This window comes from Phaeobacter sp., assembly GCF_022825805.1.
Lineage (GTDB): Bacteria > Pseudomonadota > Alphaproteobacteria > Rhodobacterales > Rhodobacteraceae > Phaeobacter.
This window is the reverse complement of the sequence record NZ_JAJDWC010000022.1, coordinates 1-13,136: the sequence shown is the minus strand read 5'-3', so window position 1 is coordinate 13,136 and position 13,136 is coordinate 1. Positions and strand designations below refer to the sequence as shown.

The 13,136-nt window shown below is 59.0% G+C and carries 8 protein-coding genes and 3 pseudogenes; 5 read left to right on the top strand and 6 right to left on the bottom strand.

The genetic code is table 11. The features are described 5' to 3' along the window. The first annotated feature begins 263 nt into the window (after positions 1-263). Complete coding sequence (locus Q0C28_RS02060; protein WP_293572985.1) at positions 264-1,394, top strand: class I SAM-dependent RNA methyltransferase; 1,131 nt, start codon at positions 264-266, stop codon at positions 1,392-1,394. 31 nt (positions 1,395-1,425) lie between these two features. Here Q0C28_RS02060 and Q0C28_RS02055 read toward each other — a convergent pair whose 3' ends face one another. Continuing rightward, entirely contained in the window at positions 1,426-2,307 is an 882-nt protein-coding gene (locus Q0C28_RS02055) for a 2-dehydro-3-deoxygalactonokinase (RefSeq protein WP_293572984.1), read from the bottom strand. A gap of 837 nt (positions 2,308-3,144) precedes the next feature. Between Q0C28_RS02055 and Q0C28_RS02050 the strand changes: the two are divergent. The 3 genes and pseudogenes from Q0C28_RS02050 (at position 3,145) to Q0C28_RS02040 (ending at position 6,438) form a co-directional block, all read left to right on the top strand. After that, positions 3,145-3,813 (top strand): annotated as a pseudogene (locus tag Q0C28_RS02050) (sugar transferase). Positions 3,814-4,401: 588 nt separating this feature from the next. Continuing rightward, a complete protein-coding gene (locus Q0C28_RS02045) occupies positions 4,402-5,145 on the top strand; it encodes a CpsD/CapB family tyrosine-protein kinase (protein WP_293572983.1) in 744 nt (247 codons plus the stop codon). A 24-nt stretch (positions 5,146-5,169) separates the two neighbouring features. Then, positions 5,170-6,438 carry a DUF874 domain-containing protein gene (locus Q0C28_RS02040; protein ID WP_293572982.1) on the top strand — a complete coding sequence of 423 codons (1,269 nt, stop codon included), beginning with the start codon at positions 5,170-5,172 and terminating at the stop codon, positions 6,436-6,438. A gap of 37 nt (positions 6,439-6,475) precedes the next feature. Here Q0C28_RS02040 and Q0C28_RS02035 read toward each other — a convergent pair whose 3' ends face one another. Continuing rightward, a complete protein-coding gene (locus Q0C28_RS02035; protein WP_293572981.1) occupies positions 6,476-7,840 on the bottom strand; it encodes an oligosaccharide flippase family protein in 1,365 nt (454 codons plus the stop codon). 143 nt (positions 7,841-7,983) lie between these two features. On the opposite strand from Q0C28_RS02035, the gene Q0C28_RS02030 reads away from it, so the two are divergent. Beyond that, positions 7,984-9,207: a glycosyltransferase family 4 protein gene (locus Q0C28_RS02030; RefSeq protein WP_293572980.1), complete on the top strand. Its 1,224-nt coding sequence runs from the start codon at positions 7,984-7,986 to the stop codon at positions 9,205-9,207. On the opposite strand, the gene Q0C28_RS02025 is transcribed toward Q0C28_RS02030, so the two are convergent. The 4 genes and pseudogenes from Q0C28_RS02025 to Q0C28_RS02010 all read right to left on the bottom strand — a co-directional run. Further along, on the bottom strand, positions 9,204-10,046 hold the full coding sequence (locus Q0C28_RS02025; RefSeq protein ID WP_293572986.1) for a glycosyltransferase: 843 nt from the start codon (positions 10,044-10,046) through the stop codon (positions 9,204-9,206). The two genes, Q0C28_RS02030 and Q0C28_RS02025, sit on opposite strands and share 4 nt — an antisense overlap. Further along, positions 10,046-12,592: a hypothetical protein gene (locus Q0C28_RS02020; protein ID WP_293572979.1), complete on the bottom strand. Its 2,547-nt coding sequence runs from the start codon at positions 12,590-12,592 to the stop codon at positions 10,046-10,048. The genes Q0C28_RS02025 and Q0C28_RS02020 overlap by 1 nt, the downstream gene beginning before the upstream one ends. Next, positions 12,589-12,999: pseudogene (locus Q0C28_RS02015) on the bottom strand (hypothetical protein); the annotation flags it as partial. The gene Q0C28_RS02020 and the pseudogene Q0C28_RS02015, both read right to left, overlap by 4 nt. 2 nt (positions 13,000-13,001) lie before the next feature. Next, positions 13,002-13,136 (bottom strand): annotated as a pseudogene (locus Q0C28_RS02010) (IS481 family transposase); the annotation flags it as partial.

Genomic DNA, 13,136 nt, shown 5'->3' with positions numbered 1-13,136 from the left:
TGTTACCTACACCGGACAATTCAGAATGTTCTCGACAACTAAAAATTTAGTATTGATTAGGGTGTTGTTTGTAAATGATTTTATTTCGCACCTTGAAGGGCGGGTATCTTGATCCGTCGCCGCAGATTCAGCGTAGGCTGTAGACGAATTATACCTATGATTGCTTTATATCTATTATTATCAACCCAAAGCGTGGCGCGCAATTGTTCTGCGAAGTGAAGATTATCATCGCTGCTGGATTGGTTTCCCGATAAGGGAGTCGCATGGACAACAGCGATACATTTGAAATTTTCCTCACAGCTCCTCCGGGTCTGGAACAAGCTCTCCTTCGCGAGGTGGTGGAGGCCGGATTTTCCACGCCGCAGATCGTGCCAGGTGGTGTCACGATTATGGGGGGCTGGAGCGATGTTTGGCAGGCCAATCTCCGTTTGCGCGGTGCGGCGCGGGTGCTGGCGCGTATCGGCGCCTTTCGGGCCTTCCATCTGGCACAGCTTGATAAACGAGCGCGCAAGTTCCCTTGGGAAACAGTGCTGAGGGCCGATGTGCCGGTGCGGGTGGAAACCACTACAAACAAGAAGTCCAAGATTTATCACGCTGGCGCCGCAACGCAGCGTATTGAGCGTGCGATCCAGGAAACCCTGGGTGCGCCAATTGATGCCGCGGCTGAGGTGACGGTGAAGCTGCGCATTGATGACAATATGTGCACCTTCAGTGTCGACACCTCTGGTGAGGGTTTGCACAAGCGCGGTCATAAAACAGCCGTTGGCAAAGCCCCAATGCGGGAAAATCTCGCCGCTCTGTTCCTGCGGGAATGCGGCTACACCGGGCAAGAGCCGGTTGTGGACCCGATGTGTGGCTCAGGTACCTTCGTGATCGAAGCGGCGGAAATCGCATCCGGGCTGCTACCGGGCCGCAGCCGCAGCTTTGCGTTTGAGAAATTGGCGACATTTGACCCAGATGCCTGGGCCGCCGTGCGAGACGCGCCACCAATGCGCGCGACAGATCTGCGGTTTTATGGATCAGACCGCAATGCCGGGGCCGTGGAAATGGCGACCAGCAATGCAGATCGGGCCGGTGTCAGCGCGCTGGTCGAGATCAGCCAACAGGCGGTCAGCGATCTTATGCCACCCGTTCAAACGGGAGAAAACCAGACGGGCCTGGTGATCGTGAACCCGCCCTATGGCGCCCGAATTGGCAATAAGAAACTGTTGTATGCGCTTTATGCGGCGCTGGGCGAAACCCTGATGGCGCAGTTCAGCGGGTGGCGTGTGGGCATCGTGACGAGTGAGACGTCGTTGGCCAAGGCCACGAACCTGCCGTTTCTGCCCTATGGACCGCCCATTGCGCACGGCGGGTTGAAGATCCGTTTGTTCAAAACCGATCCGCTACCTTAAATCACACCCGTCCAAGTCGTGCGCTTCAGGGTCAGGTCCCGGCCGCGCGCCAGGCCGCGACCAACCCGGCGTTTGCCATCCGCGCCGCATCGGTCTGCGTGACTGGGATGCCCTGATGAGCCAGCGCGCGCATGTAGGCAGGCTCAATCTCTGCCGGTGCAATCAAGGCCACGTTCTGCCCCAGCCAATAGGGGCGGGCTGCGGCCAATTCGGCCCCGAGCAGCAGTCCCCAAAGGCGGGCATCACGCACTGAATCTGGCATTTGCTCGTCCGCTTGCAGCTCGGCCAAACGCGCGGCCAAGGCTTCGGGGCGGGAGAGCGCGGTCTCCATCGCATCGACAAACGCTTGTTGGTCTGCGGTGCTGCTCAGATCGCTGGGCGCGGACTTGCCCAGAACGGGGGCAAGATGTCGGTGCATCGCGACACTCAAAAAGCTCTGAAAGCTGACCACTTCGTTCGCGCTGATTAAGACCCAATGGGTCGTTGCGCCGGGCAGGCAGACAACGCCGTCCCAATTGGGATTGAGGCTGAGAAACCCAGCAATGCGATTGGCGGCGCAATCCATTCGGCCAACCGGCGCAGTCTGGACCAAACCATCAAGCCGGTAGATTGCTCTACCGTCCACCTTGGCAGGTTGACCGCTGGGCTTTGCCACCTGGGCTGGGACCGATTGGTGCAGCGCTGGGTGACCTGCCACAAAGATCGGGGCGTCGGGAACCTCAGGCAGAAGCTTCTGCGCAGCGTCACTGAGGTCGCGCAAGTTATCCTCTGTTCCCGCAGAAGCCTTCAGCGTCAACTGTGCGCAGACATCATCGCCCCGCATGGCCCAAAGCAGGAGGGTATCGTCGCAATAGTCTGCCGCGATCCAGTCGGTAGACCGGCTGTCTTTCCCTGTCGCGAACTCTGCTGGCATATGCTCCGTCCTTCGTTCAGCTCGGTCGATTTGCGTGCGCACTGATAGCGAAAACTGACCGCTGTGTTCAATCTGCTAGTGGTCTTGTCATGCGGGCCTGCGCCATGGAGCATCGCAGGGCAATGCGAATAGCCCGCCTTAGGCGCATGGCAGCGAGGACCTTTTGTTTGCGCCTTTTGGATCATGTGCGAAAGATGCTGCCTCAAAAGGTTAACGCGAGCGCGATGACCCCATCTTTATATCTCAAAAGTCTATTTTAAACCGCGTGCTTCGCGACTTGATTCCTCATACTTTTGGCCAAACGAAAAACAGTTTCTCACCTTTTGGGGAATTGTTTCCGAAAAGAAGCCCTGATTTACTTCTTTGACGGCTAAAACCGCGATCACGCGGATTTTGGTGCGATTTGTGTAAAATTGTCTTATTAACAAATCACCGCTTAGTCGGCATGAGAGTGGCCCGAAGCAGGGCCGTGGGATTGGGAATATGGTTGCTGTCGCATGGGGGTGTGACTGATCAAAATCATCGATCTTTGGAACGAGAACTAGCCGGCCTGCTGCCGTGTCCGGTTCCAAGATATTGTGTCGCATTGCTCGCCTTGGCGGGGAGAAAAGGCTGTTGTTTCAGCGAAGGTTATGGACCGTACCAAACGGTTTGGGATTGGGGTTGAAGATGAAGGATTTTGTGCATGAGGGGCTCGCCAGCGCGAAGCCACGCACAGATCAGTCAGGTGATTGGGCCAGCGCTCGGATAGCTTTTTCGGGCCAGCGCTTTATCACGACAAAAAGCCCACCAATTTTTGCCAATTTGAATGCGCAGGTCAGTTCGAATTCAATTCAGATGACCCAACGTCAACTATTGGCGCTTAATCCGCCGTTTTCGCCAGAGCGGTCTGGCGGGCGGATTTATCAGCGGGTTGGGAAACGCCTGCTGGATATTGCGCTGTTGGTTCTGACCCTGCCCATTTCGTTGCCGCTGATCCTGCTGGCGGCACTGGCACTCTGGATCGAAGGGGGGCAGCCCTTTTACACTCAGGACCGCTTGGGTCTGGGCGGTCGTCGGTTTTCCATCCTGAAATTGCGCACGATGGTGCGCAACGCAGATCAACAGTTGGAGAGTTATCTCGCACGCGACCCACAGCTGCGCAAAGAGTGGAACGAGACACAAAAGCTGAAGCATGATCCACGAATCACCAGGGTCGGCCGGATCTTGCGTGTTACCTCCCTCGATGAGCTGCCACAGCTGTGGAATGTGCTGAAGGGTGAAATGAGCCTGGTTGGGCCACGCCCGATCCTACCGGAGCAGTTGCCACTTTATGGTGATGACAGCGCCTACAATAGGCTGCTGCCAGGCATCACCGGGCTATGGCAGGTTTCCGTTCGCAATGAGAGCAGCTTTCAGGTGCGGGCGAAAGCCGACGCCAGCTATTACTAGGGTCTGTCCTTCATGTCTGATCTGCGATTGATATGGCGGACCTTTGGGGTGGTGTTGCGGGGCACAGGATATTAACCAGCCCATGCTATTGCTCATACTTCGTTGAAGAATTGGTTTAACAAGGGTTTGAACTTGGGGGCATGGCGGAAACAGTAGGCGGTTTTGGTCTGACGTGTTAACAAGGGAAACGGGCGGGTGACGGACGTGTTCGCAGACATCCCCCAATCCGCCATGGCCGCGCGACACAAGGAATGGGACGAACCGCAGGCGATGACGCAGCAAGGTTTCAGGAGGTTCAGACGCCGCAACCGGCGAACGGACGTGGACACACCCGATACGTCCGCGCCCGCTGCTGAACGTGTGCCCAATAAACCTGCCACACCCCAACAAGACGACAGTGCCTCCGCTCACACCCAATCAGATCGGCCGACCACCCGCGCAGCATCCGCCGATCAGGAGAGCCCCGTGCGCGTCCGCAGGGTTGCCCGTACCGCGAGAGACAGCGCCGAGACAAATGGCCAACCGACCACGGCAAAACCAGCCAGTCGGTCCAAACCAGTCAAACCGGCCAGGGCGCGGCCGGTCAGCAAACATCCTGCTCCAGATACGGCTCCAGAAACGGCAGCAACCGAAGAGCGCAGGGATCCGGTTCAGGCACCACCGATGCAGGATGAGGCAGAACAACTGCCCGCACCCCTGCCACCGCTCTGGGATCGGATCCCAACTGTTTCGCTGGATATGCGCGCCCATCAGGCCAGTCGTTCTCCTCTGGTGAACTTCTTCCGCCGCTCGCCAACCGCGCGTGCCTTTGATCTGCTGCGCACACGTCTTCTGCACAGTCTTAAGGCTCATGGCTGGAAACGGGTGGCCATTGCGTCGCCAACCGCGGGTTGCGGCGCGACGTTCACTGCGGTCAACCTCGCGCTCAGCATGGCGCGGGTGCCCGGCACACGCACTGTTTTGATGGATCTGAACTTCCGCCGCCCGGGTGTCGGCACGGCACTCCGGCTCAGCCCTACAGGCGATATGCGCGATTTTCTGGCGGGCGAGATCAGCGCTGATGCGCATCTGTTGCGCCCGGCAGACTCGCTTGCCGTTGGCCTGACCTCCGGCCCAGATCGCAACGCGGCTGAAATCCTGCATGATGTGCGCTGTGCCCAGGTCATGGAGGATCTGCTGCCCAGTACCGAAGCGGATGTTGTGCTGATTGATCTGCCCCCTTTGCTGGAGCAAGACGACGCCGTCGCCTTTTTGCCCCAGGTTGATGGCATCCTTCTGGTTGCCGATGGCACACGCACCACTGCCGCGCATCTGGTCACTTGTGAAAAGATGTTGCAGGGCGAAACGCAGCTCTTGGGGGTCACCTTGAACCGCGCCCGGGGATCTGGGCATCTGCAGCACAGTTAGCCATAGACAATACAGGCCATACCGATGGGACCAATCCGCACTCTTGAAGATGTCATCGACATGCTGCGCCGTAGGGCGGCGGTGATCTTCTGGATTGCGCTTGTTGGCGGGATGATCTCCGTCTGGGTCGCAGCCAAACAGCAGCACGAATACGAAAGTGTCTCAGTGCTGCAAATCACCCGGCCTAAGATTGCAGATGACCTTGCAAAATCGACGGTGGATGGCTCCTCTGCGCGCCGTTTGCAACTGATTGAGCAACGTCTGATGGCACGTGGCTCGGTTGAAGACATCATCGAAACCTTTGGCCTTTATGCCGATTTGCCAGCTTTGCGTCCGCTTGAACGGGTTGCATTGCTGCGGGAATCCGTATCGATCACAGGGGTCGCTGCTGCGCGCGAAGGATTTACAGACGATGGGACGATATCCGTCCTGTCGATCACCGCACGGATGCCGACGCCAGAACAGGCCCAGGCCGTCGCGAGTGAGTTCGCAGCCCGCACGATTGAGCTGAGCCAAAATTCGCGCATCGAACAAGCGCGGGAGACGCTGACGTTTTTCTCCGAAAAGGAAACATCGCTGAGCGCGGAGATCGCAGAGCTGGAAAACGAAATCACCGCATATCGCAACGCCAACAACGTGGCCTTGCCCGGCGGGATTGAAATGCGGCGGGAGGAGATCTCTTCGCTCAATACCGGTCTGTTGGAGATTGAGCGCGAACAGATCGAATTGCGCAGGCAGGCGGATCAGACGACGAACACTGAACGCCCGGCGACGGCGCGGCGGATGCTTGCGGTTTTTGAACAACAGCTTGCAACTCTCGAAGCGCAGAGAGAGCTGTTGTTGCAGCGTCGCAGTGCTTTGCAGGCGTCTTTGCAGACAACGCCAGAAGTGGAGCGGCAACTGGGCGTCTATGATCGGCAGATGGAGCAGCTGCAAACAGAGCTGGAAATCACCTCGCAGCGGCGCACCGAGGCCGAGATCGGGTTTCGTCTGGAAACCTCGCGCCAGGCCGAACGCCTCACTGTGATCGAACCCGCGGCGCTGCCCGATCTTCCAGTCACCAGTGGTCGTAAGAAACTGGCGCTGATGGGTCTGATCGCCAGTATCGGATTTGGCGTCGGCATTGGGTTTCTGATGGATCTGCGTCATCCGGTTTTGCGCTCTGCTGCGCAAATGGAACGGGAAACAGGGCTATCGCCCGTTGTCGCCATTCCGCTGTTGGATACCACACCTCGTCGCAAAAACATGCTCGCCCGACTGTGGGGGCGTCTGTCCTCGCGCCAACCGGGGTGACCGGATCCGGCTGATCCGATCACTCTGATGGGGTGGGTTATCCTGTCGCCGCGATCATTGCGGCAATAACCGCCCAATGGGTCCACATCATCCCAGTACCTGCGATCAGGATCAGCAGTCCAAAGGCCGCATCATGGCGCGGATCCCAGACCTGATGTTTGCGCGCCAGCCACACGAGGACGGGGTAGGCCAGCACCATTGCCAGACCCAGCGCAGCAATCCCTCCAACCAGGCCGAAGACCGACACACCGATCAGAAACAAGAGCGTCTGTGCGCATGCTCGACTGGCGGTGAAGACAAAAAAGGATCGGCTGTCACCTGCTGCCAGCGCTGCCTGATCATAGGTCATGGTGATCACAGCTGGGGTCAGGGCCAGGGCAATCAGCATCACCATTGGGCCTGCAAGCAGGTAGCGATCGTCATATAAAAACTGAACGAGCGCCGGGCCATACCAGGCCACTGCCAGCAGCAGCGATAGGATCACCGCGCTCAATCCAGCTCTCAGTTGTCGTTGCCTGCGCCGATGGGAAGGGTCAACCTGAACAGGTTTGTCGCGATAGACCGGGATCATCACCCGTTGATTGACCGCATGGCCCAAGGCCATTGGGAAACTGGCCAGAAAAAAACCTATGTTGTAGACGCCCAACACATCCAGTGGGACGAATTTTCCAAGGATCGCGCGATCACCCTGGGAGGTCAGAAACCAGAATGCCGTGGACAGGAAAATCCATTTTCCAAAATGCAGCAGCTCGCGCAGGGCGGCACCTTCCCACCGAAAGTGGCTGCGCCGACCAGGCAGGCCGCGCCAGACCAAGATCAGGAACACCGCGGCCTGGATCACCCCGCCCAGCACCAGGGCGATGACGGACTGGCTCCACCACGCGATGGCGACCATAGCGCCGATCCCGATGGCTTGGCTCATCAGTTCCAGCGCGGTCAACCGTCCGACCAACAGGTGGCGATGGGCTGTTTCCACGCGGATCGGGTCCAGACCGTTGATCGCGAGTGTGAAGCCCGCAATCGGAAGATACCACATCAACTCTTCTGCGCCGTAGAACTGCGCTAGCGGCCAGGCAAGCAGGAAGGTGATCCCCCAGAGCACAAACCCACGGACCACCTGCACGCTCCAGGCCGTGTCCAAAAAGGCGGGATCATCGCCACGTTTGCTCTGCGCAATGGAGGGCCCAACGCCGATGTCCGAAAACAGCGCCAGGCCTGTTGTCACCACGCTGACCAGCGTCATCAGGCCAAATGCCTCGGGGAACAGCAGCCGTGTCATGACCAGATTGGCAGCGAGACGCATGGCCTGACTTCCGCCGTAGCCGATCATCAGCCAGGAGGCGGAGCGCAAAACCCGTGCGATGAGTCCTTCGCCGCTGAAAAGGGACAGAACCTGCTGCATCTTGTTTCTTTCGGCCTGTTTTCTTGTGCTTTATGTGTTCCGCAATCGCGGCATTTCAGCGGCACCTTCACGGCAATGCTGGGCAAGCCTGACAACTGGCGATACCCTGCAACAACTCTTGCACAAAACGGGCGCATATCCTCGTGAAAATTGCCTACATCCTCAATACTTACCCTCAACCCTCCCATAGTTTTATCCGCCGCGAGGTCCAAGCGCTGGAACGCAGCGGGATCACGGTCAACCGTATCGCTATGCGCCAGGCGGACGTGCCATTGGTCGATCCAGGGGATCGCCGTGAACAAGAGCGCACGGATTACGTGTTGGCGGCTGGGGCGGGGCGTTTGTGTTTTGGGGCGTTGCGTCGATTGCTCCGCCATCCAGGGCGAGTGTGGCGTGCGATGCGAACGGCCCAGCAACTGGCTCGGGCCTCCAAGGTGGGCCATTTGCGGCATATCATCTACTTGACAGAGGCCGCATATGTGGCGGATCAGGTCGAAACCGCCGGGGTCGAGCATCTTCATGCGCATTTTGGCACCAATTCAACTGCGGTTGCGATGCTGGCTTCTGACCTCGCAAATGTCGGATACAGTTTTACAGTGCATGGTCCAGAGGAATTTGACGCGCCCCACACGCTCTCTTTGCAGACAAAGATCGCCAAATCCGATTTTGCCGTCGCAATCAGCAGCTTTGGGCGCAGTCAGCTTTGTCGTTGGGCGGCGTTTGAACATTGGGACAAGCTGAAGATCGTGCATTGCGGAATTGAACCTGCGCGTTTTGCAGATCCCGCGCCGCTGCCCGAAGGCCCGCTAAGACTGGCGGCGATTGGTCGATTTGTGGAGCAAAAAGGCCAGATGGTGCTGGTGCAGGCTCTTTCAGACCTGGCGCAAGACTGCCCTGACGTCCAGTTGACGCTGATAGGGGATGGGGAGATGCGCGCGGATTTGGAGGCAGCCATTGCAGAGCACGGCCTGCAGGATATGGTGACCCTGACAGGTTGGCTGTCAGAGGCGGATGTGCGCTCAGAATTGGCCAGATGTCATGCGCTGGTGATGCCCTCCTTTGCAGAAGGATTGCCCATGGTCGTGATGGAAGCGATGGCCGCTGCGCGGCCTGTGATCGCCACCTATATCGCGGGCACGCCAGAATTGGTGCGCCCCGGTGAAACGGGCTGGTTGGTCCCTGCTGGAGACAAGGCTGCCCTGGCGGCTGCAGTGCGCGACGCGGCCGCGACACCGCGGTCACGCCTGGAAGATATGGGTCAGGCTGGACGCGACCGGGTGTTGCAACGTCATGATTGCGATCAAGAGGTGCAGAAATTGGCTGGGCATTTCCAACAGGCCGTCGCCGCGCGCGGCAATCCGCACTAACGTCCGCGCGTCCAGTTGTCTCGTGCCTTGTCGCGAAATAATGGGGATTTAACGGCCAAAGCCACCGCGGCATAAGCCACAAACCCGAGCGGTTTGCGCAGAGCCCTGCGCAAGACCCCCAATGCTCCCGGCCGCACGACATCCTCTTGGCGCAGCAGGGCAGGGTAGCGTTCGGCGATCTCTTTGACCCCGGCATTCTGCCGTCGCCGGACCCGGACCAGGTTGCGAAACCCCTCGACCAGCGGCCAACGATAGGTTGCTGCAACGCCGATGCGTTCGTTAGGCGCAAAGTTCAGCCGTGCAAACATGTCATCTGCGATCACAACGGGCCAGTCGCCCCAGCGCGCGCGCCCAGAGGCGTTCATGGCAAAGATGCCAAACCCTGGCACGCCCTCCTGCAAAAAGGGCAGGGTGGTCCAAAACCGCCCATATAATCTGCTGATCACGCTCTCCGCACGCTCCAGCACCACAGTGCCACTGGCATAGCGGGGCTGATCAGCGCGCAGCGCCTCGTACAGCTGACTAATGAGGTCGCGCGCCAAGGTGACATCCGCGTCAAGATACACCCGGATCGCTCCGCTGGCGCGTCGGTCCCCTTCGTTCAGGGCGCCAATCTTGCTACCTTCCTTGAGGTCGATCACAGTGCTGACCCACCCGTCGGGGACGGTGACAGACTGCGCCTTTGCCACCGTTGCATCCGCGCATCCATTGGCGATTACCAACACCTCGATAGGGGCACCGGCCGCAGGGAGGCTGCTGGCAAAGAGCGCATGCAGGCAGTTGCTGATGTAGGCTTCTTCGTTGTGGGCAGGAATGATCACGCTGATGGTGGGCTTGATCATTGCGATGCCTCCAGCGCGCGCCATCGTGGATTGTCATCACTCAACGTGCGCAAGCTGCCCCAGCTGCCCCATTTGCCCGGTGTGGCGACATCGGAATAGGCCGTGAACAGCTGCCCACCCAGTGCCTTCCAGCCAACCAGTAGGCTGCGATACAACGCGCCCATCTCAGCGGTATAGTTGAAATGGCTGAAGAACGCTGTCAGCGCTTCGTCATCGACCATCGGTCCCAGACCCACAACATGGCTGCCACCTTCATACATGATGAGATCCAGGTCATGTTTGCGTGCGACCTCCGCGTGATAGGGGAGAACGCGTCCTAGCAGATCCGTGATCGTATCGTCGATCGAGCCGGAGACCAGCCCGTCGCGCAGTTCTGCCTCCGCCAGCGCATTGGCGACATCATATTGATGGGTGTCGATAAACTCTGCCGCTGCTATGCCTTGCAGACCCTTGGAGGCAGCCGTTGCCGCAGCCTGTTCCCGGCTTTGCTCCAGCCAAGCGCGCAACATGGGGGCGCGGTCCGGTAGCCCCAGAATGCCGCCAAAATATCCGGTCACCGCATAGGCGTCGAACTGATTAGCTGGTTTGCGACGCGCCGGGTCTTCGGCCACCCACAAGGGCGCTGTGAGGATCTGTTCTTCCAGACCCAACCATCCCGTCTGGGTCGCCACCACACGCACCAGCCGATCCGATGGCTCATCCGCGAACACCTCGCTCCAGATGGCGGCGACTTCGGCGGCGCGACCACCATAAAACTGCATCCAAAGGTCCCCACCGCCCCAGCGGGCCTTGGCCTGGGCATCTGCCCAGGCTGCTTGCTGAAACTGCCAGTTCCAGACCTCGTTCGAATATTCGACATAGGCTGTCTGTTCCGGTGCCAGCTGATCGCGCACCAATTCCGCATAGTTTCGCACATAGATGTCATCGGCCATATGAGGCAGGGTAAACCAGGGATCGATGCGCAGTTCATTTGCCAACGCGATCAAGACTTCGGCGGGTGCGCCATTCAGCGCCCAAGAATAATCCCGGATCTGTGGCCGGTCTTCCCAGCCGATCTGGACTGAGTCATTTGTTGCCATCCAGTCCATAAACCGCAGCGCTGAAAACCCCGACATCAGCGACAGCCAATCTGGATTGAACATCTGGCCTGTTTCCCACGCAGGTAGATGCCGTTCCTGCACCACGGCGATGTTGCGGACATAGTCGCCTGTGCCCTGCCGGTCCGTACGCTGAATGCGGATATCGACAGCGCCGGGTCCAGGTGAGAAATCAAACCTGATTTCACCGGAGCCATATCGAACATTCTGGGCACGACCGCCCAGTTCTATGATGCCATCCCCTTCAAATCGCAGGACGTAGCGGCCTGTCAAACTTGTCGCCTCTGCGGGTAAATCCGTCAGGATGAGCGTGCCAATTGAACCGAGTTCCGGGGGGACAGATGTGGGCCAGCCATGCGGGTCCAGGTATCCGGCCGCCGCCAGATCCGGATGATCCACACCGCCCCATTGCCCCGGCAGATGGCCGATCCAGGGGCGAGAGGACTTGAAGTGATTCAGGAAAGCGGCCTGCGGGCTCCAATCGGCAATAGCGGACAGGTTCATCGCCATTGGTTGTTTTGGCAGACGTGTGTCTGCCGCACCAGCAATGCGCGGGGCAGACCCATCGTTCGACCGATTTGCGTTCAGCCGCGGTAAGATGGGGTCTTGCGGCAAGGCAGTCGGATCTGATGGCAGTGCGGCGGAGGGCGGCAGGCCTTGTGCGGCTTCCCAGGCGATATCCTGCAAACGCGATGCCAGTTCGGGAGAGGGCGCCTGATATCTCTGGCCCCACCGATTTTTCAAATCTGATGGTAGCCCAATAGGGCTCTGTCCTGTGATCACCGCGTATTGCACCAAAGACAGAAAGTAGAAGCCCAGGTCGTTTGGGTGGATGTCATCGTCGAAAAAGTCTTCGATCCTGCTAGCGCCAGGCACAGTGCCTGCACGGATCGCGTCGTCCAAGCGCGCCATGGCTTGTCCGGCCTGCAGCAGTTTGACCTTGCCACCTGCCGCCTTGTTGACGTCGTCGACCACCGCTTGCCATTTTGGCAGATCTTCCTCCAGCCGCGCGCGCCAGGGCACATGGGCGCCATCGTCGAACGGCACGTCAGCGCCTGACCCGCTGTGGAGGGAATGCCATGTCTCCTGCAGATACACCTCCACCTCTGGATTCGACGTGACCGCAAGGGTGTAAAAATCGCTCAGCGCCTGTTCTGTGTTGCTCCATTTCAGGTGGTTTGTGAGGGGAATGGCCTCCGTCAGTATCACCACATCGACCGGGTCGCGCAGCCGTTGGCGGGCATCAATCCCCTCGGCGTCAGCTGCGTGGGTCCAATTGTAGCTCAAGGGCGCGCCGTTGATGATTTGGGCTTCAACCGTGATCTGACTGGATCCAGCCACCTGAGTTTGTTGTTGCAACAGCTGTTCCAGCATCAGGGGATTGTCGGGTCCGAACAAGGAATGCCCAACCATCACAACGCTGGTGATCAGCTCACCCAGGGTCATTTCTGCACACCCGTGCGTGGTATCGCAGTGACGACATCCCATACGATCTCCTGCACCTGGCGTGCCGCATCCGCCGAAAAAGCGCGGGCAGGGCTGCCATCCGCTCGGGTCAATTGATGCGGAAGCCCCAGCGGCGACTGATGATAGAGCACGCTGAAATGTGTCAGGGCGACCACATAGGCCCCTAGATCGTTGATGTGGATCTGATCCTGCTCGCCCGTTGGCGTTCGCGCAAAGAGATCTTGCCGCCGGGTCAGACCGTCGATCTCACCGGCTTCGATGGCGCGCACCACTGCGGCCATCACCTGCCCGGCAGGGATCAGGTAGGCGGGCCGATTGGGGTTGCGGCGGGTGTCGGATCCGGCAAGCCCGCCGAGCCAAAGCTGCTCCAGATCCTGATCGATGCGCTCTAGCTGTGGAGCCTCAATAGGTTGTTCCGATTTAATCGTAACCGGCTGATTGGTGGTTTTGATTTTAGGGCCGCGTGTGGTCTGTGCCAATTGTAGAGATGTGTCCAGACGGGCAGATCGGCGGCGCGGTCGTC